Annotated in this window: 19 protein-coding genes; 10 read left to right on the top strand and 9 right to left on the bottom strand. The window is 71.9% G+C overall.

Annotated elements, in window-relative coordinates:
* Positions 1-75: 75 nt before the first annotated feature.
* Together ABEB03_RS15605 and ABEB03_RS15600 are read left to right on the top strand one after the other, a co-directional pair.
* Positions 76-3582, top strand: coding sequence for a DNA polymerase III subunit alpha (locus ABEB03_RS15605; protein WP_345648081.1), 3507 nt, complete (start codon positions 76-78; stop codon positions 3580-3582).
* The gene (locus tag ABEB03_RS15600) at positions 3579-4553 is read left to right on the top strand and encodes a DNA polymerase Y family protein (protein ID WP_345648078.1); all 975 of its coding nucleotides are present in this window, start codon (positions 3579-3581) and stop codon (positions 4551-4553) included. Before ABEB03_RS15605 ends, ABEB03_RS15600 begins: the two co-directional genes overlap by 4 nt.
* Before the next feature lie 65 nt (positions 4554-4618).
* Here ABEB03_RS15600 and ABEB03_RS15595 read toward each other — a convergent pair whose 3' ends face one another.
* Positions 4619-4993, bottom strand: a complete 375-nt coding sequence (locus ABEB03_RS15595) for a cupin domain-containing protein (RefSeq protein ID WP_345648327.1) — start codon at positions 4991-4993, stop codon at positions 4619-4621.
* Positions 4994-5098: 105 nt separating this feature from the next.
* Between ABEB03_RS15595 and ABEB03_RS15590 the strand changes: the two genes are divergently transcribed.
* Together ABEB03_RS15590 and ABEB03_RS15585 are read left to right on the top strand one after the other, a co-directional pair.
* On the top strand, positions 5099-5542 hold the full coding sequence (locus ABEB03_RS15590) for a MarR family winged helix-turn-helix transcriptional regulator (protein WP_345648074.1): 444 nt from the start codon (positions 5099-5101) through the stop codon (positions 5540-5542).
* 171 nt (positions 5543-5713) lie between these two features.
* Positions 5714-6574: an esterase/lipase family protein gene (locus tag ABEB03_RS15585; RefSeq protein ID WP_345648071.1), complete on the top strand. Its 861-nt coding sequence runs from the start codon at positions 5714-5716 to the stop codon at positions 6572-6574.
* A gap of 58 nt (positions 6575-6632) precedes the next feature.
* Here the strand turns inward: ABEB03_RS15585 and ABEB03_RS15580 are convergent, their stop codons facing one another.
* Positions 6633-7676: a lytic polysaccharide monooxygenase auxiliary activity family 9 protein gene (locus tag ABEB03_RS15580; RefSeq protein ID WP_345648068.1), complete on the bottom strand. Its 1044-nt coding sequence runs from the start codon at positions 7674-7676 to the stop codon at positions 6633-6635.
* A 284-nt stretch (positions 7677-7960) separates the two neighbouring features.
* On the opposite strand from ABEB03_RS15580, the gene ABEB03_RS15575 reads away from it, so the two are divergent.
* The 3 genes from ABEB03_RS15575 to ABEB03_RS15565 all read left to right on the top strand — a co-directional run bounded on the left by ABEB03_RS15575 (position 7961) and on the right by ABEB03_RS15565 (position 11549).
* On the top strand, positions 7961-8629 hold the full coding sequence (locus tag ABEB03_RS15575) for a DUF4328 domain-containing protein (RefSeq protein WP_345648064.1): 669 nt from the start codon (positions 7961-7963) through the stop codon (positions 8627-8629).
* A gap of 269 nt (positions 8630-8898) precedes the next feature.
* The gene (locus tag ABEB03_RS15570) at positions 8899-10974 is read left to right on the top strand and encodes a hypothetical protein (RefSeq protein ID WP_345648062.1); all 2076 of its coding nucleotides are present in this window, start codon (positions 8899-8901) and stop codon (positions 10972-10974) included.
* Between the two features lie 125 nt (positions 10975-11099).
* Positions 11100-11549: a GNAT family N-acetyltransferase gene (locus ABEB03_RS15565; protein ID WP_345648059.1), complete on the top strand. Its 450-nt coding sequence runs from the start codon at positions 11100-11102 to the stop codon at positions 11547-11549.
* Positions 11550-11760: 211 nt separating this feature from the next.
* On the opposite strand, the gene ABEB03_RS15560 is transcribed toward ABEB03_RS15565, so the two are convergent.
* Positions 11761-11895 carry a hypothetical protein gene (locus ABEB03_RS15560; RefSeq protein ID WP_345648056.1) on the bottom strand — a complete coding sequence of 45 codons (135 nt, stop codon included), beginning with the start codon at positions 11893-11895 and terminating at the stop codon, positions 11761-11763.
* A gap of 137 nt (positions 11896-12032) precedes the next feature.
* Between ABEB03_RS15560 and ABEB03_RS15555 the strand changes: the two genes are divergently transcribed.
* The gene (locus tag ABEB03_RS15555; protein WP_345648053.1) at positions 12033-12647 is read left to right on the top strand and encodes a class I SAM-dependent methyltransferase; all 615 of its coding nucleotides are present in this window, start codon (positions 12033-12035) and stop codon (positions 12645-12647) included.
* Positions 12648-12761: 114 nt separating this feature from the next.
* Here ABEB03_RS15555 and ABEB03_RS15550 read toward each other — a convergent pair whose 3' ends face one another.
* Positions 12762-13262, bottom strand: coding sequence for a ribonuclease FAU-1 family protein (locus tag ABEB03_RS15550; protein ID WP_345648050.1), 501 nt, complete (start codon positions 13260-13262; stop codon positions 12762-12764).
* Entirely contained in the window at positions 13243-14172 is a 930-nt protein-coding gene (locus ABEB03_RS15545) for a GNAT family N-acetyltransferase (RefSeq protein WP_345648047.1), read from the bottom strand. The genes ABEB03_RS15550 and ABEB03_RS15545 overlap by 20 nt, the downstream gene beginning before the upstream one ends.
* Positions 14173-14242: 70 nt before the next feature.
* Here ABEB03_RS15545 and ABEB03_RS15540 point away from each other — a divergent pair, with 70 nt between their 5' ends.
* Positions 14243-14611, top strand: a complete 369-nt coding sequence (locus tag ABEB03_RS15540) for a GntR family transcriptional regulator (RefSeq protein WP_345648042.1) — start codon at positions 14243-14245, stop codon at positions 14609-14611.
* A gap of 125 nt (positions 14612-14736) precedes the next feature.
* On the opposite strand, the gene ABEB03_RS15535 is transcribed toward ABEB03_RS15540, so the two are convergent.
* Together ABEB03_RS15535 and ABEB03_RS15530 are read right to left on the bottom strand one after the other, a co-directional pair.
* The gene (locus ABEB03_RS15535) at positions 14737-15489 is read right to left on the bottom strand and encodes a DUF72 domain-containing protein (RefSeq protein WP_345648038.1); all 753 of its coding nucleotides are present in this window, start codon (positions 15487-15489) and stop codon (positions 14737-14739) included.
* Between the two features lie 83 nt (positions 15490-15572).
* The gene (locus ABEB03_RS15530) at positions 15573-16667 is read right to left on the bottom strand and encodes a DUF5925 domain-containing protein (RefSeq protein ID WP_345648035.1); all 1095 of its coding nucleotides are present in this window, start codon (positions 16665-16667) and stop codon (positions 15573-15575) included.
* Between the two features lie 167 nt (positions 16668-16834).
* Here ABEB03_RS15530 and ABEB03_RS15525 point away from each other — a divergent pair, with 167 nt between their 5' ends.
* Positions 16835-18256, top strand: a complete 1422-nt coding sequence (locus ABEB03_RS15525; protein ID WP_345648324.1) for a GH39 family glycosyl hydrolase — start codon at positions 16835-16837, stop codon at positions 18254-18256.
* A 169-nt stretch (positions 18257-18425) separates the two neighbouring features.
* Here ABEB03_RS15525 and ABEB03_RS15520 read toward each other — a convergent pair whose 3' ends face one another.
* Both ABEB03_RS15520 and ABEB03_RS15515 read right to left on the bottom strand, forming a co-directional pair.
* Positions 18426-22280 (bottom strand): lipopolysaccharide biosynthesis protein, encoded by a 3855-nt coding sequence (locus ABEB03_RS15520; RefSeq protein WP_345648032.1) that lies wholly within the window; start codon positions 22278-22280, stop codon positions 18426-18428.
* The gene (locus tag ABEB03_RS15515) at positions 22273-23046 is read right to left on the bottom strand and encodes a polysaccharide deacetylase family protein (RefSeq protein ID WP_345648321.1); all 774 of its coding nucleotides are present in this window, start codon (positions 23044-23046) and stop codon (positions 22273-22275) included. The genes ABEB03_RS15520 and ABEB03_RS15515 overlap by 8 nt, the downstream gene beginning before the upstream one ends.
* Positions 23047-23055 lie beyond the last annotated feature (9 nt).

The following is a 23055-nucleotide window of genomic DNA, read 5'->3' as shown; positions in this document are numbered from 1 at the left end:
GTCTATGGTGGGGGTGAGGTAATTGGGAACGAATGTTCGAGAGCTCGTGCGGGCTCACGGGTGCGGGAGGTGCGTGTGCCGGGATTCACGCATCTGCACACCGTGTCCGGGTTCTCCCTGCGGTACGGAGCCTCGCACCCGGAGCGGCTGGCCGAGCGTGCCGCCGAGCGGGGCATGGACGCCCTCGCCCTCACCGACCGGGACACCCTCGCGGGCTCGGTCCGGTTCGCCAAGGCGTGCGCCGGGGCGGGTGTCCGTCCGCTGTTCGGCACCGAGCTCGCGGTGGGGGAGCCCGAGCGCGGCGGGAAGCGGCGCGCCCCGGTCCGCGGCGGCGCCTTCGTCGACGAGTCGGCACCTCGTGCGACCTTCCTCGCCCGGGACGGCGCGGCGGGCTGGGCCGACCTCTGCAGAATCGTTACGGCCGCGCATGCGGGAGACCCGGGCGACCGGCCCCGGCTGTCCTGGCCGGACAACCACGCCGAAGGCCTGACCGTACTCCTCGGTCCCGCCTCCGACGTCGGCCGCGCGCTGGCCGCCGGACGCCCCGACCGGGCCGCGAAGCTGCTCGCGCCCTGGCGGGAGGTCTACGGCGACGCCCTGCGGCTGGAAGCGGTGTGGCACGGCCGCGAGGGGACCGGGCCGGGATCCCTGCGGCTGGCCGCCCGCACGGTCGGGTTCGCCGCCGAACAGCGGGTGCGCCCGGTGCTCAGCAACGCCGTCCGGTACGCCGACCCCGGCATGGGCCCGGTCGCCGACGTCCTGGACGCCGCCCGGCTGCTCGTCCCGGTCGACCCGCGCCGCGGGCTGGACTCGGGTGAGGCCTGGCTCAAGGACGAGGCCGCCATGCTGGGCGCGGCCGAACGGATCGTCGAGGCCGCGGGCTACCGCCGTGACACCGCGCACCACCTGCTCGAACAGACCCGGGCCACCGCCGCCGCCTGTCTCGTCGACCCGGAGGACGACCTGGGCATCGGCACCGTCCACTTCCCCGAAGCGCACCTCGTCGGCGCGGGCCGCCGCACCGCCCAGCGGGCCCTGGCCTCCCGCGCGGCGGCGGGCATGGTGCTGCGCGGCTACGACCGTGACCGGGCCTACTGGGAGCGGATGCACCAGGAGCTGGACATCATCGCCCATCACGACTTCGCCTCCTACTTCCTGACGGTCGCCCAGGTCGTGGACGACGTACGGGACATGGGCATCAGGGTCGCCGCGCGCGGCTCCGGCGCGGGCTCCCTCGTCAACCACCTCCTCGGCATCGCGCACGCCGACCCCGTCGAGCACGGGCTGCTGATGGAACGCTTCCTGTCCAAGCGGCGCGCGGTGCTGCCCGACATCGACATCGACGTCGAGTCCGCGCGCCGTCTGGAGGTCTACCGCGCGATCATCGCCCGGTTCGGCACCGAGCGGGTCGCCACGGTCTCGATGCCCGAGACCTACCGGGTCAGGCACGCCGTCCGCGACGTGGGCGCCGCCCTCTCCCTGGACCCGGCCGACATCGACCGGATCGCCAAGTCCTTCCCGCACATCCGTGCCCGCGACGCCCGCACGGCGATGGAGGAACTGCCCGAACTGCGGGAGCTGGCACAGGAGTGCCGGCAGGACGGGGAGAAGTACGGGAAGCTGTGGGAGCTGGTCGAGGCGCTCGACGCCCTCCCGCGCGGCATCGCCATGCACCCGTGCGGCGTGCTCCTCTCCGACGCCTCCCTGCTCGCCCGTACGCCGGTCGTGCCGACCAGTGGCGAGGGCCTACCCATGTCGCAGTTCGACAAGGAGGACGTGGAGGACCTCGGACTGCTCAAGCTCGACGTGCTGGGCGTGCGGATGCAGTCCGCGATGGCGCACGCGGTGGCCGAGGTGGAGCGGGCGACGGGCGACCGGCCGGACCTCGACTCGGTGCCGCCGGGCGACCCGGCGACGTACCGGCTGATCCAGTCGACCGAGACGCTGGGCTGCTTCCAGATCGAGTCCCCGGGCCAGCGCGACCTGGTCGGACGGCTGCAGCCCGCGACCTTCCACGACCTCGTGGTCGACATCTCGCTCTTCCGGCCGGGGCCGGTCGCCGCCGACATGGTGCGGCCGTTCATCGAGGCGCGGCACGGCCGGGCGCCGATCCGCTATCCGCACCCCGACCTGGAGCGGCCGCTGAAGGAGACGTACGGGGTCGTCGTCTTCCACGAGCAGATCATCGACATCGTCGACATCATGACCGGCTGCGGACGCGACGAGGCGGACCGGGTGCGGCGCGGGCTCTCCGACCCCGAGTCGCAGGGGCGGATCCGGTTCTGGTTCGCGCAGCACGCGGCGGCGAAGGGGTACGACGCCGAGACCGTCGCGCGCACCTGGGAGATCGTCGAGGCCTTCGGGTCGTACGGTTTCTGCAAGGCGCACGCGGTCGCCTTCGCCGTGCCGACGTACCAGTCGGCCTGGCTGAAGGCCCATCACCCGGCCGCCTTCTACGCCGGGTTGCTCACCCATGACCCCGGGATGTACCCGAAGCGGCTGCTGCTGGCGGACGCGCGGCGGCGAGGGGTGCCGATCCTGCCGTTGGACGTGAACCGGTCCGCGGTCGCTCATCGTATCGAACTGGTGTCTGATTCACGGGGGTCGGAGAGCTGGGGTCTCCGGCTGGCGCTCTCCGACGTGCACGGCATCAGCGAGGCCGAGGCCGCGCGGATCGCGGACGGGCAGCCCTACGGCTCGCTGCTCGACTTCTGGGAGCGGGCCCGGCCGAGCCGCCCGCTCGCCCAGCGGCTGGCCCAGGTCGGCGCGCTGGACGCCTTCGGCGCCAACCGCCGTGATCTGCAACTGCACCTGACCGAACTGCACCGGGGCGCGCGGGGCGGGCGGGCGGATCAGCTCCCTCCCGCACTCCTGGACATGGGGGAGGCGCCCTCGGACGGAGGGCGGACGACGGCACCGGCCGGGCTGCCCGATCTCTCCTCGGCGGAGCGGCTCAGCGCCGAGCTCGGTGTGCTCTCCATGGACGCCTCCCGCAATCTCATGGACGACCACCGCGGGTTCCTGGAGGAGCTGGGCGTGGTCACGGCGCGCCGGCTGCGGGAGGCGCGGCACGGTGAGACCGTCCTGGTGGCCGGGGCCAAGGCGGCCACCCAGACCCCGCCGATCCGGTCCGGCAAGCGAGTCATCTTCAGCACCCTGGACGACGGCACCGGCCTGGTCGACCTCGCCTTCTTCGACGACTCGCACGACGCCTGCGCCCACACCGTCTTCCACTCCTGGCTGCTGCTGGTGCGCGGAGTGGTGCAGCGCCGTGGCCCGCGCAGCCTCAGCGTGGTGGGCGCGGCGGCCTGGAACCTCGCCGAACTGGTCGAACTGCGCGCCCGGGGCGGCCTCGACGTGGTCGCCGCGCACCTCGCCGAGCCCGCAGCACGGAAGCCGGAGCCGGGTGAGCGCGGGGAGCCGGCCGGGCCGGGGAAGTCCGGCGGCGGTCCGGCGCAGGGCCGCACGATCCGCATGTCCACGGGGTACGAGATGCACCCCTGGGCCGATCTGCGTCCCGCGGGCGAAGGGCCCGCGGGTGGAAAGAAGTTGTGGCACCAGAGTCCGGGGAGTGCGGGATGACCATCCTCTGCGTACGTTTCCAGCTGCCTCCGATGTACGAGGCGGGCCTGCCTCGACTCCTCGGACTCCTGGAGGACTTCACCCCCGTCGTCGAGGCGCTGCCACCCGACGGGGCGCTGCTGGACCTGCGGGGTGCCGAGCGGTACTTCGGGCGCAGCGCCGTGGAGCTGGCCTCACTGATCCGGTTGCGGGCGCTCGCCCTGCACGGGATCGACTGCGTGATCGGCGCCGGACCCGGTCCGATGCTCGCACGGATGGCCCTGCGGGACGCCGTGCCGGGGGTGACCCCCGTGGTGCCCGGGGAGTCGGACGCCGTCGCCGGGTTCCTCGCCGAGCGGCCCGTCGCCGCGCTGCCGGGAGTCGGCGGCGCCACCGCCCGCACCTTGTGCGAGTACGGCCTCGACACCATCGGCAAGGTCGCCGCCGCACCCCTGTCCACACTGCAACGCCTCACCGGCGCCAGGGCCGGCCGCGAACTGCGTGAGAAGGCGTCCGGCATCGACCGCGGCCGGGTCGTGCCGAACGCCGCCTCACGCTCCCTCGCCACCGAACACCCCTTCCGAAGGGACGAGTTGGACTCCTCCCGGCATCGTCGCGCGCTGCTCGGTGCGGCCGAGGACCTGGGTGCCCGGCTGCGCGCCCTGGAGAAGGTCTGCCGCACGCTGACCCTCACCGTCCGGTACGCCGACCGCTCCACGACCACGCGCAGCCGCACTCTGAAGGAACCGACCGCCCATACGTCGGCGCTCACCGACACGGCGTACCGCATGTACGAGGCGCTCGGCCTCCAGCGGGCCCGGGTCCGGGGGATCGCCCTGCGCGTCGAGGGGCTCACCCCCGCCGAACAGGCCTCGTACCAGCTCACCTTCGACCCGGTGGACGAGAAGGTCCGCCGTATCGAGGAGGTCGCGGACAGGGCGCGGGCGAGGTTCGGGCCGCATGTGATCGGGCCGGGGACGCTGGCCGCGTGACGTCCCGGGCCCGGCCGGGGCCGGCCGCTGTGACAGGACGTGACCCGGATCGGTTCGCGACGCTCCTAGTTGGCCCACGGAGGCGTGAGGACCGAGCCGTCGGCCAGCTCCGCCCGGAGGCCGACCGACGTGGTGACCCAGGAGACGGCGGTCTCCCGGGTCGGGTTCTCGACGCCGAGGGTGGCGCCCGGATTGATGATCACGGTGTCGCCCGCGGTCACCCGCTCGGTGCGGCCGTCGAGCGTGATCAACAGTTCGCCGGACAGGAGATGGAAGATCTCCTCATGGCTGACGGTGTGCTCCGGGGCCTTGAGCCCCGCGGGGATCTCTCCCCGCCAGGCGCACAACTCCTTGCTCCCGCTGCGGGGAGTGGCGTACGAGACGAATCGGGCGCCGTGGATCTCGTGGACGACGGCTTCGGGCGAACGGACGACGGGCATGGGCGACTCCTGGATCGAGGGAAGATGGTCAAGCTGCTTGACCATTTCGACGGGTTCTATGGTCAAGCTGCTTGACCAATTCGTCAAGGGTGTTTCAATGCACCCGTGCAGAACTCCGAAGCCATGGCCCTCTCCGTCGCTCTGCTCGCCGTCGCGGGCGAGCTGACGCAGCGCATCAACGACGGTGTCGTGGAGCGCGGGTTCGAGGGGCGGCCCGCCTACGGCTTCGCCTTCGCCCGACTCTCCGCCGGTGGTGCGACGGCCACCGACCTCGCCGCTCATCTCGGGGTCACCAAGCAGGCCGCCAGCCAGCTGGTCGACGAACTCGTCCGCAAGGGGTACGTCGAGCGGCACCCGCACCCCGACGACGCGCGCGCCCGCCTGATCGTGCTGACCGAGCGGGGCTGGGCCTGTACGCGCGCCGCGGAGGAGGCCGCCGCCGACGTCGTGCGCGCGTGGAGCGACCTGCTGGGCGAGGGTGAAATGCGCGCGTTGCACGACCGTTTGGCGCGCATCGCGCCCTATGGTCCCATCAGGCCTGCCTGGTGACGGTTCATCGGGTGTAGCCGCCACCTTTAATTACCGCTGGAAGTTTTTACTCGCGCGTAACTTCACACCGGAGCTACTCGCCCGTAACTTGACGAGTGAACAGCATCCTCGTGATCCGGATCACAGGGCGTACGCCGTCGCAACTCCCTTGAGCCGCAAGGAGATCACCCGATGCTGCCCTGGAAACGAGTGCTCAGACCCCTCGCCGCGCTGTTGCTGACCGCCGCGGTCGCCGTCGTCCCCGCCGCCACCGCCCAGGCGGAATCCGCCCCCAGCCACGGCTGGAACGACTACTCCTGCAAGCCGTCCGCCGCCCACCCCCGCCCCGTCGTCCTCGTCCACGGCACCTTCGGGAACTCCGTCGACAACTGGCTGGCCCTCGCTCCCTACCTCGAGGTCCGCGGCTACTGCGTCTTCTCCCTCGACTACGGGCAGTTGCCCGGAGTGCCCCTCTTCAACGGCCTCGGCCCCATCGACAAGTCGGCAGGACAGCTCCAGGTCTTCGTCGACAAGGTGCTCGCCGCGACCGGCGCCGCCAAGGCCGACCTCGTCGGCCACTCGCAGGGCGGCATGATGCCCCGCTACTACCTCAAGTTCCTCGGTGGGGCCGCCAAGGTGAACGCCCTCGTCGGCATCGCGCCCGACAACCACGGCACCACCCTCAGCGGCCTCACCAACCTGCTGCCGTACTTCCCGGGCGCCGAGGACCTGCTGAAGGCGACCACTCCCGGACTGGCGGACCAGATCGCCGGCTCCGACTTCCTGACCAAGCTCAACGCCGGCGGCGACACCGTCGCGGGTGTCCACTACACGGTCATCGCCACCAAGTACGACGAGGTGGCCACGCCCTACCGTTCGCAGTTCCTCAGCGGGCCCGACGTCGACAACGTCCTCCTGCAGGACCTGTGCGGGCTGGACCTCTCCGAGCACGTGGCGATCGGTCTCTTCGACCGTATCGCCTTCCACGAGGTGGCGAACGCCCTCGACCCGGCGCACGCCAAGGCCACCACCTGCGCCTCCGCGTTCAGCTGAGCACGCCGCCGGGGGCTGTCCGGCCTGAGCCGCCGGACAGCCCCCGCATTCCCCGTGTCTAGCGGCCGCGGCGGCCCCCCGTGACCGCGCGGCGCCGGACCGAGGCGAACAGGGTCGCGGCGCCGAGCGCCAGGGCGGCGGCTCCGCCGATCGCGACGTAGGGCGTGCGGGCGTCGCCGCCCGTCTCGGCGAGGTTCCCGGAGGAGCCGGCCGCTTCCGGCCGGTTCGAGCCGTCCGTGCCCGCCCCGGCGGGCTCGGCCGAGGCATCCGCGCCGGCCGCGTCCGTGGCCGCCTTCGGCTCCGCGGACGTACGGGCGTCGTTGTCGCCGTGGCCGTGGTGCTCGACCGTCGACCTGTCGGTGCCGTCCTCGATCTGCTCCTCGGAGGGCGCCGAGGCGGTCGGTGCCGGAGCGGTGCCGCCCGAGGAGCCGCTGCTGTCGCCGCCGCCGTCGTCACTGCCGCTCTTGCCGCCGAAGGTGACGTCGGAGCAGGAGTAGAAGGCCTCCGGGCTGTCCGAGCGCTGCCACACCGCGTACAGCAGCTGCTTGCCGGAGCGCTCCGGGAGCGTGCCGGAGAAGGTGTAGAACCCGCCCGAGGCGACCGGGTCGGTGGCCGTCGCGACCGGGTGCGCCAGATCCAGGTCGTCCCAGGCGAGCGGCTTCGACGGGTCGTAGCCGACCTTGGTCACATACACCTTGAACGTGCCCTTGTGCGGCGCGGTCACACGGTACTTGAAGGTGTACGCGCCGCTGCTCACGGAGGTCGCCGGCCAGTCGGCGCGGGCCAGGTCGAGCCCCTTGAACTCGTCGTTGTTCGCGCTGCACAGCTTCCCGTCGGGTATCAGCTGCTGGTGCCGCCCGTTCGCGTCGCCGATCCGGATTCCGTTCCAGTCGTACAGCGCCTGCGTCCCGCCCGCGGCGACGGCCGCCTTGCAGGCGTCCGACTTCGGGCTCTCGGGGCCCTCCGCGTAGCACTGGGACACCCGGCTGACCGGGTCGCCCATCGAGCCGTGCGCGGACGCGGGGGCGACGGCCAGTGCCGAGAGCGTGAGCGGGGCGATGCCGACGGTGACGACGGCGGCGGCCTTGCGGCGTGCGGACATGAGGGAACTCCTCGGAAACGGTCCTCGGTGTGGGGTGGATCCCGCGGGGGTGATCAGCAAACTAGCCCCAAGAAACCGGAAAATCGCCTGCTGGAGGGGGGTGGGGGAGATCCTTATGGCGCCGTTAAGGCGGGGCTAACGGGGGGCTGAGGAAGGAGGGTGTGGCAGCCCCGTCCAGCTGTGTCCCACTCGCTGCACCGTCCGTGGCCCATCCGCTCCCCGAGCGTTAAGATCCGCTGCCGACCTGCGAGGAGTCCGGACGGGCGGCCTCCAGGAGGTGTGGAATGGTCGGAACGGTCAGGTTGTCGCGCGGGCAGGCCTGGTTCGCCGGCGTCGCGCTCGCCGCGTTCGCGCTGGTGACTCTCGCGGCCGGGCTGGTGGCATGGCACAAGTACCGACTGCTGGTGGGGCCGATGACGCCCGGGCCGTACGTCGACAACCCGCTGGTCGAGGCCGACACGTATTTCAGAAACCTGATGGGCTGGCGAACAGGGCTGCTCCTCGTGGCCCTGGTCCAGTTCAGCATCTGCCTCGCCAACGTGCGCGATGTCGCGGACGTGCTCTGGCGCCAGGGGCAGCGTCGGCGCAGGGCGTGGCTGGTCTTCGGCTGGGTGATACCGGTGGCGCAGCTCTTCGTGCCCAAGATGTTCGTCAACGATCTGTGGGCTGCCGGCCAGCCGGAATCGCGGCGTGGACGCGGACATCCCCTGCTTACGGCGTGGTGGCTCTCCGTCCTGGTGGCGGCGAACTCCTCTGCGTTCGACGATGCCTCCAAGGACCTGAAGAAGGCTGTCACCACGGACCAGGCGCGTCATGCCCTGCGGCAGATCATCATCGGCGACGGTCTCTACATCTGCGCCGCTGTGCTCTCGATCGTCGTCCTCTGGCAGCTCGTCCGCCGGTTGGAGCGCGCCGCGTCGATCGCGCCCGTCGAGGTGCGGGCGACAGGCTGAACACGGCCGGGCGCAACGGCAGCGGGACGGCCTTGGGGGGCCGCTCGGCGGGGCCGCGGAGGACCGGTGGGACGGCGCTGGAGGTGACGTCGGACACCGCTGGGTAAATTTCACCCCACCCGAAGGTAGATTCCCGCCATCGAGCGGATAAAGTCCGACCACCTTTTTGAAGAGAGAACATCCGCACACAGCTGCTTCCGGCCAGGGTCGTCCGATCGTGCCGGTCGGCGAGCGCGCGCGAGGATGTTGAGTTGCCTGGAGCCCCCCAAGTGTCAGCAACGCCCCTGCCCGCCCGGTTGCGCACCGCAGCGGCACGTTTCCTCCTGCCCACGGTGCTCGCGGTGTCGTTCGCCGTTCAGGCGGTGGGCGCCTTCCTGCCCTCCGTCCCCCTTCTCGTGGCCTCCACCGCTGTCGGACTCGCGGCGGACATCGCCCTGCACCGGTGGCAGCGCAGCATGGCCGCCGCCCTCGGCAAGCTGCACGCCACCGTCTTCGTGCGCCAAGTGGTCCGCGACCTCCTGATGGTGGCCGGCCTGATCCGCATCGAGGATCAGGACTACGAGAAGAAGTACCTGGCGCTCGTCTGCGGCCTGCTGGTCTTCTACGCCCTGCACTCCGCCTGCCAGGCGCTGGCGATCCTCGTGCGCCGCACCCGCACCCTGCCCGTGGTGACACGGAACATCGACGCCTCGGCGCTGCGGCTGAGCGCCGCTCCGCCGGCGCTGCTGATGAGCCGCTCCGGTCAGCGGCTCCTCCTGTTCGGCCTGCCTTCGGCGGCCGGCCTCGTGATCACCGCGGCGGGCGGCTCGGCCTGGTGGGCCGCCGCGGGAATCGCACTGTCCGTCGCCTGCGCGACGGTGGCCGTCGGCATGCTGGCGACGCGGCTGAGCCGAGGACGCAGGCCGGTGACGAGCGAGCAGGCGCTGGAGTGGTTCGAGGCATGGCTCGCCGAGTACCGCCCGACCGTGGGCATGTACTTCTCCGGCGGGACGAGCTCGGCCTACCAGGCGAACATGTGGCTGGAGCCGCTGGCCCGGCTGGAGGGCCGCCCGGTGATCGTGCTGCGTGAGCGCTTCATGGTGAAGCACATCGCGTCCACCGACATCCCGATCGTGTGCCTGCCGAAGGTCGCCGACCTGATGAGGCTTGAGCAGTCGACGCTGAAGACGCTGATCCACCCGTCGAACTCGGGGAAGACCTCGCAGGTGCTGCGGATCCCCACCATCAAGCACGCGTTCGTCAATCACGGCGAGAGCGACAAGCTGTCCAGCTGCAACCCGTACGCGAAGGCCTACGACGAGGTGTGGGTGGCCGGTCCCGCGGCACGCGAACGGTACGCCCTGGCGGCCGTGGGCGTCGACGACCGCGACGTCGTGGAGATCGGACGTCCGCAGCTGGACGCCATCGAGCCGTACTCCGGTGCGCCCGCGGGCCCGTACACCACCGTCCTCTACGCCCCCACGTGGGAGGGCTGGGACGGCAACCCGGGCAACACCTCGGTCGTCGAGGCCGGTGAGAACATCGTCCGCGCCCTCCTCGCCGATCCCCGCGTCCGTCTCCTGTACAAGCCGCACCCGCTGACCGGATCGGTCGATCCCCGGGCGGGAGCCGCGAACACCCGGATCCAGGAGATGATCCGCGCCGCGAACGCCGTGCGTGCCGCGGAGCACGCCGCGGAGCGGCCCGCGCCCACCGCGGCGGCGGAACTCGCCCGGCGGACCGCCGAACTCGACGCTCTGACCACGTCCTCGTTCCGGGCGAGCGCGGACGACGCGGAACGGATGCTCGTCCAGACGGTGCCCGCACCCGGCCGGGCCGCGGCGGTGGCCGCCGCGACCGCCGCCTGGGAGGCCGCGTACTGGGCCTCGTTCCCGGCGTGGGAGCACCGGATCGTCGTGGGGGCGCGGCCGAACGTCTACGCCTGCTTCAACAGGGCCGACCTGCTGGTCAGCGACGTCTCCAGCGTCATATCCGACTATCTGGCGAGCGAGAAGCCCTACGCCGTCGCCAACACCAGCGGGCTTTCCGAGCAGGACTTCCGCGACACCTTCCCGACCGTCCGGGCCGGGGTCGTCCTCACTCCGGACGCCGCCGGCGTACCGGCTCTGCTGGAGACCGTGCGCGAGCCGGAGAAGGACCCGTTCGCCGGGGCCCGCAGCGAGCTCAAGCAGCACCTCCTGGGCCCCTCCGACCCGCCGTCCGTCGTCCGCTTCGACGAGGCCGCCCGTGCGCTGTGCGCGGCGGCCGACGGACACCGGGCGGGCATGGCGCTCCGCGCGCTCCCGGTCATCCCGGCACAGCGGGAGGCGGCGGCGACGCCGGACGCCGAGCACGCCAGGGGCTGAGCGCCGCCCCGCACCGGGGATCCCGTGGTCGGCGCCGGAGATCCCGCGGCCGGTGCCGGCGGGGGAGTCGGGTGGCGGCGCCCGGCGAGTACGGATGCCGCGATCAAGTAGGTAGCGTTCGCGGCATGACAGAAGAGGAGATCCGGCCGGCCGTCGCCGCCGACGTGCCGGCCGTGAAGGCCGTGATCGACACGGCGTTCCATCCGTACATCGAGCGCATCGGGCTGGTCCCGGCGCCCATGGAGGCGGATCACGGGGCGAACGTGGCCGCGGGCCATGTGTTCGTCACGGGGGAGCCGCTGACGGGGCTCGTCGTGGTCGAGGCGCGCGAGGACCACCTGTACCTCGACATCATCGCCGTCCGACCCGACGCGCACGGCACGGGCGTGGGGCGCAGGCTTCTGCACTTCGTCGAGGCACACGCGCGTGAGCTCCGGCTCCCCGAGATCCGGCTGCTGACGAACGCGAAGATGTGGGAGAACCAGAAGATCTACCCGAAGTACGGGTACGAGGTCGTGGAGCGCCGCGTGGACGGCCCGTACGACCGGGTCCACTACCGCAAGCGGCTGGACTGAGCGTCCGGGCGGAGGCGGGTGACCGCGGCGCGGGCGGACCGACGGCCGGGCGTCGGGCGGGTCATTCCCGCGCGGATGGACCGGCGGCAGTTTGTGTCACCGAGCGCGTCCGGAGCGACGGCCGGGGTCCGGCGCGGCGCGCGTCCGGAGTGACGGCCCGGCCCGTTGCCACGGTCGGCCGTCATGATCTGGGGGTTGTCGGGCCGCCGGATCAGCCGTCCGGCCACCACGTTCGTGCGATGTCCTTCCGGACTTCGGGGCGCCCGGCGGGGCGCTCGTCGGTCTCGTCCCGCACACGGCGGGAGTCCGACTTCCTCTGGGGCTTCTGCACGGTCACACGGCGCATCGCTGCCTCCTTGTGCCTACCGATTTCCGCGGTCGTACGGAGGTAGACCCTTTCCGGGAGAGTTACTCATCGGCCGGGATCTGTCTGTGGCGCCTGTCACGAATCGGCTGTCAGTGGTGGCTGTCACCCTGGGGCCCATGACGCATCACACTGACACGAATCCGGGAGCGGGCGTCGACTGGGACGCGGAGTCCGTCACCTTCGACGACGAGCCCGACCACGGTCTGCGCGACCCGGTCGTACGCGAGGCGTGGGCGGCCAGGATGGCGGCGTGGCTGCCACGTCAAGCGTCCGACGTCCTCGACGTCGGCTGCGGCACCGGCAGCCTGTCACTGCTCGCGTCCGAGCGCGGGCACCGGGTCACCGGGGTCGACGCCTCGCGCCGCATGGTCGAGCTCGCCCGCGCCAAACTGGCCGGTCGTGACGCGGTGTTCCTTCTCGGTGACGCGGCGGCACCGCCCGTCGGCGAGGAGCGGTTCGACGTGCTGATCTGCCGCCATGTGCTGTGGGCGCTGCCGGAGCCCGGGCGCGTCCTGCGGCACTGGCGCGGGCTGCTGCGCCCGGGAGGGCGCCTCGTGCTCGTCGAGGGCCGGTGGGGGACCCTGAGCCCGGTCGGGCTGCCCGCCGAGCGGCTGGCCGCCCTGGTGGAGCCCCTGGTGGCGGGCCTGACCGTGGAGCCGCTGTCGGGCGACGCGCGACTGTGGGGCCGCGAGGTCGACGACGAGCGGTATGCGGTGGTCGCCACCGCCTGACCCCGGAGTGAGCCCCGCCAGGCGGGTGCCGGGCGGGACTCGGGGCGTCGTCGGGGTCAGGCCGGATCAGGCCGTGCCGCGCGTCGCGGACCCGGGCCGATCCGAACGACACCCCTAGTCCAGCAGGGACTCGAAGTCGCCCTCGCGCGCGAGGTGTTCGAGCTCGTCCAGGGCGTGCTCGGCGGCGGTGGCGGCCTCCGGATCGGTGCTCGCCAGACCGCTGGCCGCGAACTCGTCCTCGTCCAGGCGCAGTACGGTCCTGCCGTCGGCCGAGCGCCACAGGTCGAGGTCGAGGTCCTCGACGACCAGCTCGTCGCCGGAGACCGTCGCCGGGCGCGTGATGTCGCAGTACCAGCCCTTGAGCACGCCCTCGGCGTCGCGGACCTCCTTCACCGAGTACCAGCGGTCGCGCCAGTAGTGCTCGGTGAAGACGTCACCCCGCTCGAACCGCACGAAGCCGAAGTCGCGGGCGTCGTCGCCCGCCCACGGCGCGCGCACGGTCACCCGGTTGCCGTCGTCCCGCAGCAGCTCGGCCGGGTAACTGATCTTCGTACGCCCGTACTTGACGAGTACGACCCTCAACGAGCGCCGTTCGTCAGACGAGTTCGCGGGCATACGTCACCTCCGTCGCGCAGATCTGGTAGCCCAGCCACCGGTTGATCGCGAGCATCGGGCCGTTCCCCGAGTCGTTGCCCGTGAAGGCCTGGGTGAAGCCGGCGGCGCGGGCGCGGTGCAGGGAGTGGTTCTTGGCGAGCTTGGCCAGGCCGCGGCCGCGGAAGGCGCGGGCGGTGCCCGTCATCACCGTGCCGTAGCGCGTGCCGCCGTCGGTGCGGGCCGCACTGAACGCGGCGGGTCGGCCGTCGACCACGGCCACCGACGTCAGTTCATGACTGAGGAGCGGATGGTGCCAGGTCTCCTTCAGCCATGCCGCATAGTCCGTGAACTCGCGGTCGAGATCGCTCGGTTCGTCCAGCAGCGTCTCCGCGTCCAGCTCGAACAGAGGACGCGGGTCGTCCGCGAAGTCCGCGGCGGTGCGCAGCTCGACGCCCGCGGGCGTCTCCTGGAGCGGCGGCAGGGGGGTGTTCGCCAGGTCGAAGCGGAGGAAGTGGGCGGAGCGGCCGGCGCGATAGCCACGCTTCTCGGCGAAGGCGCGGTCCGCGGGCCTGTCGAGCACCCATGTGTGCAGCTTCTTCGCGCCCAGGGCGCCGAGCCGCTCCTCCGCGGTGCTCACCAGCAGCGCGCCCGCGCCGCGTCCGGTCCGCTCCGGGTGCACGTACACGGTGAGGGAACCCTGACCCGGCTCGGGGCTGTCGTACACCATGCCCACCTGCGCGGTGCCGATCAGTTCGCCGTCCTCCTCGGCCAGCAACAGCCGGTAGTGGGAGTCCGGGTGAGCGTGCTCCACGTCATGGGCGACGGACTCGGGCGTGAAGAGCATGAAGGGGAGCGCCAGGTGACGGATGCGGGCGAAACCCTCGGCGTCCGCCGGGTCTCCGAGGCGCAGCTCGCGGACGATCACTGTCATGGGGCCGCACGCTACGCGTGCGTCACGGCGGATGCCTCTCATTTTCGGGCGCGTACGGGACAATCGCTGCGTGACGTTGAAGATCCACATTCATGAGGGGGCCGCTCCTTACGAACAGGTGCGCGCCCAGATCTCCGAGCAGGCCCGTTCCGGAGCGCTGCCGGTCGGCTACAAGCTGCCCACGGTGCGGGGGCTCGCCGAGTCGCTCGGCCTGGCCGCCAACACCGTCGCCAAGGCGTACCGGGCCCTGGAGGCGGACGGGGTGATCGAGACGCGGGGCCGCAACGGCACGTTCGTGGCCGCCGCGGGCGACGCCGCCTCGCGCGAGGCCGCCACCGCGGCCCAGGGGTACGCCGAACGCGTACGCCGCCTCGGGCTCAGCGAGGAGGCGGCCCTCGACGCCGCACGGGACGCCCTGCGGGCGGCGTACGGGGCCTAGGTGCTCCGCGCGCACTTGGCCGACGTCCGGGTGCGGCTGCGTCGTGGGTGGTCGCGCTGTTCCCCGCGCCCGTGCGGGGGCACGGGTGTGGCCGGCGCCCGGTGCATGGAGTGCGCGGGCGGGCGCTACGGGGTCCGCGTGACGGTCAGTCCCGCCGTGCGTGCGGCGCGGGCGAAGGCGACCGCGTCGTGGACCGCCGCCCCGTTCGGATCGTTGTTGAAGTACGCGTACACCTCCTGGCCCTCGGGCCAGGCGTCCGCGATACGCCCCGCCCACGACGCCAGCGACCGCCGGCCGTAGCGCGGCCACTGCCGGGCGCGTCCCTCGTGGAAGCGGACGTAGCCCCATGCGGCGGTCCGCCACAGCGGGGTCGCCGGCCGGGCCAGCACGTCGGCCCAGCACAGCGCCGCGCCCCGCGCCTCCAGCACCTCGCGCACCCGGGGCGTCCACCACGAGTCGTGACGCGGTTCCACGGCGACCCGCGTGTTTGACGGGAAGCGGGCGAGGCAGTCGTCGAGGAGTCCGGGGTCTGCGTGCAGCGTGGGCGGCAGCTGGAGCAGGACCGGTCCGAGACGGTCGCCGAGTCCGGAGGCGTGGTCCATCAGCCGGTGCACCGGCTCCTCCGGGTCGCGCAGCCGCTTGATGTGGGTCAGATAGCGGCTCGCCTTGACGGCCACGACGAAGCCGTCGGGGGTGCGCTCCCGCCAGCTCTCGAACGTCTCGCGCGACGGCAGCCGGTAGAACGCGTTGTTGATCTCGACCGTCGCGAAGTGCGCCGCGTACTCCTCCAGCCAGAGCCGCAGGGGCAGTCCGTCCGGGTAGAGGACGCCGCGCCAGTCCTTGTACTGCCACCCCGACGTGCCGACGTACAGGGTCATGCCTCCATGAAAACACCGGACCGTCCGCCGCACCCGGGCGCGCTGCGCACCGCACCCGGGGGCGGCCTACCGGGGGCGCGGCCTTACAGGTACAGCCCCGCGTCCGCGCCGTCGCGCTGGTCCGGCACCGACGTCGGGCTGGTGCCCCGGCGCAGCGCGTACAGCTCCGCGAGGGTCGCGCCGTCGCGCGGGACGCCCTCCTCCGTGCCGAGCCAGCCGACGGCTTCGGAGCGGGTCAGCGGCCCGACCTCGATACGGGCGAGGCAGCGGCCGGGGCGGACCACGGCGGGGTGCAGACGCTCCAGGTCCTCGTTCGTCGTGACGCCCACGAGGACGTTGCGGCCCTGGCCGAGCAGTCCGTCCGTGAGGTTGAGCAGACGGGACAGCGCCTGGCCCGCCGTGTGCTTCGCCTCGCCGCGGATCAGTTCGTCGCAGTCCTCCAGCAGGAGCAGCCGCCAGCGGCCCTTGCCCGTGGCGTCCTCCTCGCCGATCGCGATGTCCATCAGATAGCCGACGTCGGAGAAGAGCCGCTCGGGGTCGAGGACGCAGTCGACCTGGCACCAGTCGCGCCACGAGCGGGCCAGCGTGCGCAACGCCGAGGTCTTGCCGGTGCCGGGCGGGCCGTGCAGGAGCAGCAGCCGGCCGGCGATGTCCTCGGGGGTCGTCTTCATCAGGTGGTCCATCGCGTCGGCCACCGGCTCGGTGTAGTTGGCGCGGACCTCCTCCCACGTACCGGCCGAGATCTGACGCGTCGTGCGGTACGGGCCGCGGCGCGGCGAGACGTACCAGAACCCCATCGTCACGTTCTCCGGCTGCGGCTCGGGTTCGTCCACGGCGCCCTCCGTCGCCTGGCCGAGCACCTTCTCGGCCAGCTCCGCGCTGGTGGCGGTCACGGTCACGTCGGCGCCGCGGTTCCACCGGGAGACCAGGAGGGTCCAGCCGTCGCCCTCGGCGAGGGTAGCGCTGCGGTCGTCGTCGCGCGCGGAGCGCAGCACGCGTGCGCCCGGCGGGAGCAGGGTCGCCCCGGACCGTACGCGGTCGATGTTCGCCGCGTGCGAGTGCGGCTGCTCGCCCGTCGCGAAGCGGCCGAGGAACAGCGCGTCGACGACGTCCGACGGCGAGTCGCTGTCGTCGACGTTGAGCCGGATCGGCAGAGCGTCGTGTGGGTTGGCAGACATGCCGCCATGATCCGTCACACGGGCTTCGCATGCACCCGGTTTCCGTAGTGCGCCGCGAGTGTCACCCGAGGTCCGGTGCTTCCGGTGTGTCCCTTCCATCCTGTTACAGGGCTGTGCACTCACGGGATCTGTCCGACGGCCAAGACCCGCGGTTACTGTTGCCCATGATGGGACGTCATGGGTGGAATTCGGGGGCACGGCGGTGGCGGCTGACCGCGCTGCTCGGCGTCGGTGTGGCCGCTCTGGCCCTGGTGGTGACCCTGCTCAACACGCTTCCGGGGGACGGCGGGGGTACGGCCGGCACCACCCGCGACGGGGACAAGGTGCACGGCACGCCCGTCACCCCGCCCGGGTCGCCGCGGCCGGACGTGGGCTGGGGCTTCACGCACACCCAGTTCAGTGCCGACGAGGGCAGCGACGCCGCCGTCGAGCGGGCCGAGGGGCTGCTGGAGAAGCAGTCGATGCCGCAGAACCAGCACATCATGGGCTGGGGCGCGGACAATCCCGAGCCGTCCGAGGGGCGTTACGACTTCTCCGCGATGGACCGGCGCATCGACTTCGTCCGCAAGACCGGCGGCACCCCGGTCGTCACCCTGTGCTGCGCACCGGACTGGATGAAGGGCGGCAAGGCGGGCGCCGGCAACACCGACTGGAGTCAGTCCTCCCTGGAGACGGCCCCGGAGCGGTCCCACTACAAGGACTTCGCCGCGCTCGCCGCGACCGTCGCCAAGCGCTATCCGGACGTACGCCACTTCATCGTCTGGAACGAGTTCAAGGGCTTCTGGAACGACAGCGAGGGCCGCTGGGACTACGAGGGCTACACCGAGCTCTACAACCTCGTCTACAAGGCGCTGAAGAAGGTCGACAAGGACATCATGGTCGGCGGGCCCTATCTGGTCATGGACAGCCTCGACCCGCGGCAGAAGGAAGGCGCGTCCACGACGCTGAAGGGCACCTGGGGAGCCATGGACCAGCGGGTCCTCGACGCCTTCGACTACTGGAACAAGAACAAGGCCGGAGCGGATTTCGTCGTCGTCGACGGTTCCAGCTACACCAATGACGACGAGATGCTGCCCGACGAGTTCGCGGCCACCGACAAACTCACCGCGGTCGGGGAGTGGGTGCGGGCGCGCACCCACGACCTGCCGCTGTGGTGGGCCGAGTACTACGTCGAACCGGCCGACGGCAAGGACGAGCGCAACGGCTGGTCCGAGACCCACCGCGTGGCGGTCCAGGCCGCCGGCATGATCGCGATGGTCAAGGGCGGCGCGTCGTCCGGCTTCTACTGGAATCCGGAGGACGAGAAGGGCACCGACTGCCCGGGCTGCCTGTGGACACCGACGGACACCGCCGGCGGGGGCGGGAAGCTCCCCATGTACGACCTGGTGACCCGCTTCGGCAAGGAGTTCGCACCGGGCACGGCGTACAGGTCCGTGTCCGTCGCCGCGGACGACACGCCCAACGTCCGCGTCCTCGCCACCGACAGGACCGTGCTCGTGGTCAACACGCTCGACCGCTCGATCAGCGCGAAGGTCGACGGCAGACGGTTCGAGATGGGCGCGTACGAGGTGAAGTGGCTGACGCGCTGAGCCCCGGGTGCGAGATGCGGGCGCCGATGTGATGAGCCCCCTCGTCCGTGGTGCGGGCGCCGACGTGCCGAGCCCCCGGTACGCGGTGCACGCGTCGCCCTGCTGAGCCGCACGAGCGAGGGGACCCGCGCGGAGAACCGCGCGAGCCCCCTCGTCCTCGGCACGGGCGCTACTTCATGGTCAGGAACCGCTGCACCATCGAGGCCAGCAGCACCGCGAGCAGCGGCAGCGAGAACCAGAAACTGCTCTGCAGCCACCGCAGTTGCCGCACGCTCGGCCGTGCCGCGACACGGACGACCTCCCGGGCGGCCAGCAGCACGATGAGCGCGATCGCCGCCAGGCCGCCCACGACCGACCACGGCGTCCAGGTGATCTGGGGCCCGATCGGTCCGGGCTCGGCCTTCTCGACCTTGCCCGAGGGCTGCTTGCGCAGCGCGTACATGGTGACGTCGTCGTTGGCCAGGACCTTCTTCAGCTCCTGGCGGTCGTCGAGGTTGGTGATCAGCCGCGACTCCCACGTCGCCGAATAGCCCACGTCCAGTTCGAGGTAGACCACCTGACTGCGGTTGATCATCAGGTACGAGTTCGGGCCCGCGTCCTTGAGGGCCTTCACGAGCCCGGAGACCAGCACCGGGTCGGCGGGCGCCAGCGTGGGCACGTACTGCACCTTCTCCATGTCCTTCGCGCCCCACGGCATCGCCGGCGTCACGTTGTCGACCGTGTCGTTGCTCAGCCACAGCAGCCGGACCGTCGGATCGTCGTGCTCGTACACGTAGTTCATGGCCGCGACCTCGCCCGACCTGATCCGCTCGAAGGGCTCGTTGCCCCAACGGGCCACCAGGAAGCCGCTCATGAGCAGCAGTCCCGCCATCAGGGCGGCGACCGGTGCGAGGCTCACCCGGTCCCGCTCACGTTCCTTCGCGGTGATGCCCGTGCGCGGGAAGAACGCGAGTCCGGCCAGCAGGGCCGCGCCCGGCAGCGCGAACATGAAGACCCGCAGGGCCATCTCGCCGCCGTACGACTGCATGCCGAAGCCGAGGAACGGCACGAAGGTGAGGACGAGCAGGGACCGCTCGCGGTACTTGTGGTCGCGCCGCCGCCACCAGCCCCAGCAGGCGAACGCCATCACGCCGCCCGCGAGCAGGACGCGGGTGTACAGGACGAGCTTGTGCGAGGAACTGCCGCCCTGGATGCGCCCGGAGACCGACGTCGACACATTGCTGCCCACGCCGCCGACGCCACCGAACAGGTCGTCGAAGTGCCCCGACCAGTAGGGCTCGGCCATGAAGCTCAGCCAGACCGCGACCAGCACGGCGAACAGGATGGGCAGGCCGCGCAGTTCACAGCGGCCGATGAGCACGAGGACCGCGAGGACGCCCAGCATCACGAACGGGGTCAGCTGGTGCGCGGGCACGGTCGCCGCGAACAGCCCCGTCAGGACCATGAGGAGCACGGCCTGCTGGCGGCGGTTCGTCGGCTCGACCTCCGCCTCGCCGGGACGCGCCTTCGTCCACAGCACCCGCGGGGCCCGGAACCACACGAGCAGGATGGCCACGAAGACGAGGTAGAGCAGATAGGTGAAGCCTTGTGGTGAGAAGTAGTCCTGGCCGACCCAGCCGCTGAGCGCGAAGATCCAGATGCCGGTCCACTTGGCGCGCCAGCCGGCCCGCAGTGAGCGCACCAGCAGGAACATCGGTGCCAGGTAGAGAAGTTGGACGGTCATCGGCCACCAGCGGATGACCTCGGTGAGGTCGCCGGCCCCGCACGCCTTCGCGACGAACGCGGCCACCGCGAAGAAGCCCGGCCAGCTCCAGCGGGCGTCCAGGTCGGGCACCGCGGACCCGGTCCGGTCGATGTAGTCGAGGAAGCCGAGGTGCTGCCACGCCGTCGCGAACCGCGGCTCGGTCTCGATCACCGCGGGCAGCGCGTGCAGCGACACCACGGTGGCGAGCAGTGTGACGTACAGCAGTCCGCGGTGCTCGCGGGCGGTCCACAGCAGCGACGCGAAGACGACGATCAGCAGGGCGGCCCCGACCAGGGTCGGGAGCGGCAGTACGGAGATGAGGCCCAGGCCGCCCATCTCGTCGAGCGAGCGGTCGTCCAGGGCGAGCGCCGGGACCCAGTACAGCAGCAGCGCCGAGATCAGTAGGCAGCCGAGGACCACACCGGGTCGGGACGGGTGCCGCAGCCGTTCGCGCAGCGACGGCAGGACGTCGTCCGGCGGCGCAGGCGGGTCCGTGTCCGGCCGCGCCGCGGCGGCGGAGACGTTCGGCACCGGCTTGCGTGCCATCGCGGCGACACCGTCCGTGCCGTCGGTCTCGAACGGCGCGTCGACCTCGGGTGCCTCCGCCGGACCCAGCGACGCCTCGGAACCCGGTTCGCGCGCCTCGACGGGCAGCCCGACCGAGGGCCCGGGCTGCGCCCGCAGCGCCCAGGTCGGCCGGCGCTCCGGCCGTGCCCTGGGTGTCCCGGTGGGCGGGGTGCCCGGGCCCGGCCGTACGTCCGGCCTGCGCTCCTGGTGGTCGAAGTCGACGTGGACGCCCAGGGCGAGGGTGTCCGCGTCCAGCGCCCACGCGGGCCCGTGCCGCCCCTCGCGGGCCTTCGCGGCGGGAGCCTCGCGGGCCCCCAGGTCGGCGAGGTCGCCGTCCGGCGCGGCGTCCGCGGGCAGTTCGGCGGGCGGCGCGGTGCGCACGATCCGGTACAGCCTGGGGGCGGCGATCATGACGATCACCGCGAGGCTGGAGATCTCCGCGACGCCGGCGCCGGTCAGGCCCATCCGGGGCAGCAGGAGCACGGTCAGGCCGAGGACCAGGACGCACAGCAGGCCCTGCAACCAGGCCAGTCCCGCGGTGCGGCTCTGCGCGCGCAGGACCGCGAAGTACGTCTCCATCACGACCCGCAGCACCGCGCCGACGGCGAACCAGCGCAGCAGCGGGGTCGCCGCGTGCGCGTACCCCTCGCCGAAGACGTGCAGGATGAACGGGGCGCCGAGGAACAGCAGTCCGCACACCGGCAGCATGATCCGGGCCATGCGCTTGAGCGCGGCCCGGGTGTTGGCGGCCAGACGTGCCGGGTCGTGCGAGCCCTCGACGGTCAGCGAGGCGCCCATGTTGATCGCCAGCAGGTTGACCGTGCCGCCGATCGTGGTGGTGATGTAGAAGTAGGCGTTGTCGGCGGAGCTGACCTGCGACGCGATGATCACCGGGACGAGGTAGACCACGGCGAGCGAGAACAGGGAGCCCGTGTAGTCCCCGGCGAGGAAGCGGCCGATCTCCTTGAGGGAGGGCGGTTTCGCGTGGTCCGCGGTTGTTTTCACATGCCGGGGCACCAGTCGCCGGAACACCAGCAGGCCGAGCGGCACCACGGACAGGGCGATCGCGGCGACCCAGGAGACGAAGACGCCCGTCGTGGGGATCGCGGCGGCGAGACCGACGAGCAGCAGCAGTTTGGCCGCGGAGAACACGGTGTTGCCCACCGGTACCCACAGGGCGCTGCGCAGCCCGGTCAGCACACCGTCCTGGAGCGTCAACAGGGACCATGCGACGACCGCGAGGACGAACCCGAGGCCGTTGAGCGGTCCGTGCAGGAAGCGGTACGACGGGCCCCACAGGTTGAGCGTGAGCAGGAAGACCCCGGCGGCCAGCGCCACGACCACCGAACTGCCCGCGTACGTACGCAGGATCAGGCGCCCGGTGCTGCGTCCGGCGACCGGGATGAAGCGGGCCAGCGCGCCCGTCAGCGTCACCGCGGTGAGGCCGGCGAGGAGCTTCATCGCCGCGATGGCGGCGGAGCCCTGGCCGACCGCCGACTCGGAGTAGTAGCGGGCCGCGATCAGCCAGTAGCCGAGCCCGAGCACGGCGGAGATGCCGGTGTTGAGCATCAGCGCGTAGGCGTTGCGGAACAGCTGGTTGCCGCCGTCGGCGCCCTTGCCCTTGCGGCCGGGCAGGCGGAACCGGCGCGCCGGCGGCTGTTCGGGCGCCTCGGCGGGCGTGGAGGCCTGGGCTGTGGTCGTCGTGTCAGACACGGGAACGGATGGCCTTCCGGCGGACCTGTCGTGCTCTTCGGACCATGGCGTACCCCTTGGTGAGGGCGCGGTCCCGGGCGAAGTTGCGGGTGATCGCACGGCCTTCGACGAGCTGCTCGAACTCGTCGATGCCGGTCGTGCGGCGCACGGTGACGCGTTGCAGGGCGTACGGGCCCTGGCGGCGGCGCGCGAGGGCGTTGCCGACGGCGAGCGACTGGGCGAACCCCGCCTCCCGCACCGTACGGCGCACCCTGCGGCTGGAATAGCCGTACGGGTAGGCGAACGAGACCGGGCGCGCGCCCAGTTCGTCGGCGATGATCTCCTTGCAGCGCAGCAGCTCGGACCAGAGCGCCTCGTCGGTGATCTGGTCCAGCTCCGGGTGGGTGTGGCTGTGCCCGCCGATCTCCACCTGCTCCCCGGCGAGTTCGCGCACCTGGTCCCAGTCGAGCATCGCGTCGAGGCCGCCCCCGGTGTCGTACGGGCCCCTGAGCCAGCCGGTGGAGACGAACAGGGTCGAGGCGAAGCCGTGCTTGGCGAGCACGGGCAGTGCGTGCCGGTGCACGCCCTCGTAGCCGTCGTCGAAGGTGATCAGCACGGGGCGGGCGGGCAGTGCGGCCCCCGACCGCCAGGCGGCGGCCAGCCGTGCCGTGTCGACCGGAGTGAAGCCCCGGTCGCCGAGCAGTGCCATCTGCTCGGTGAACGCCTCGGGCGCGACGGACAGGCCGCGGGTCGCGTCGTTGGGGGAGTGGGCGATCGAGTGGTACATCAGGATCGG

Source organism: Streptomyces siamensis (genome assembly GCF_039543605.1).
GTDB classification, from domain to species: Bacteria; Actinomycetota; Actinomycetes; order Streptomycetales; family Streptomycetaceae; genus Streptomyces; species Streptomyces siamensis.
The sequence above is the reverse complement of the archived record's forward strand: the minus strand, read 5'-3'. Positions and strand labels throughout refer to the sequence as shown.

Excerpts from the sequence above, each read along its gene's own strand:
- ABEB03_RS15600 (WP_345648078.1), top strand. The coding sequence starts at position 3,579 with ATGACCATCCTCTGCGTACGTTTCCAGCTGCCTCCGATGTACGAGGCG.
- ABEB03_RS15595 (WP_345648327.1), bottom strand. The coding sequence starts at position 4,993 with ATGCCCGTCGTCCGTTCGCCCGAAGCCGTCGTCCACGAGATCCACGGC.
- ABEB03_RS15585 (WP_345648071.1), top strand. The coding sequence starts at position 5,714 with ATGCTGCCCTGGAAACGAGTGCTCAGACCCCTCGCCGCGCTGTTGCTG.
- ABEB03_RS15580 (WP_345648068.1), bottom strand. The coding sequence starts at position 7,676 with ATGTCCGCACGCCGCAAGGCCGCCGCCGTCGTCACCGTCGGCATCGCC.
- ABEB03_RS15575 (WP_345648064.1), top strand. The coding sequence starts at position 7,961 with ATGGTCGGAACGGTCAGGTTGTCGCGCGGGCAGGCCTGGTTCGCCGGC.
- ABEB03_RS15565 (WP_345648059.1), top strand. The coding sequence starts at position 11,100 with ATGACAGAAGAGGAGATCCGGCCGGCCGTCGCCGCCGACGTGCCGGCC.
- ABEB03_RS15560 (WP_345648056.1), bottom strand. The coding sequence starts at position 11,895 with ATGCGCCGTGTGACCGTGCAGAAGCCCCAGAGGAAGTCGGACTCCCGC.
- ABEB03_RS15555 (WP_345648053.1), top strand. The coding sequence starts at position 12,033 with ATGACGCATCACACTGACACGAATCCGGGAGCGGGCGTCGACTGGGAC.
- ABEB03_RS15550 (WP_345648050.1), bottom strand. The coding sequence starts at position 13,262 with ATGCCCGCGAACTCGTCTGACGAACGGCGCTCGTTGAGGGTCGTACTC.
- ABEB03_RS15545 (WP_345648047.1), bottom strand. The coding sequence starts at position 14,172 with ATGACAGTGATCGTCCGCGAGCTGCGCCTCGGAGACCCGGCGGACGCC.
- ABEB03_RS15535 (WP_345648038.1), bottom strand. The coding sequence starts at position 15,489 with ATGACCCTGTACGTCGGCACGTCGGGGTGGCAGTACAAGGACTGGCGC.
- ABEB03_RS15530 (WP_345648035.1), bottom strand. The coding sequence starts at position 16,667 with ATGTCTGCCAACCCACACGACGCTCTGCCGATCCGGCTCAACGTCGAC.
- ABEB03_RS15525 (WP_345648324.1), top strand. The coding sequence starts at position 16,835 with ATGGGACGTCATGGGTGGAATTCGGGGGCACGGCGGTGGCGGCTGACC.
- ABEB03_RS15515 (WP_345648321.1), bottom strand. The coding sequence starts at position 23,046 with ATGTACCACTCGATCGCCCACTCCCCCAACGACGCGACCCGCGGCCTG.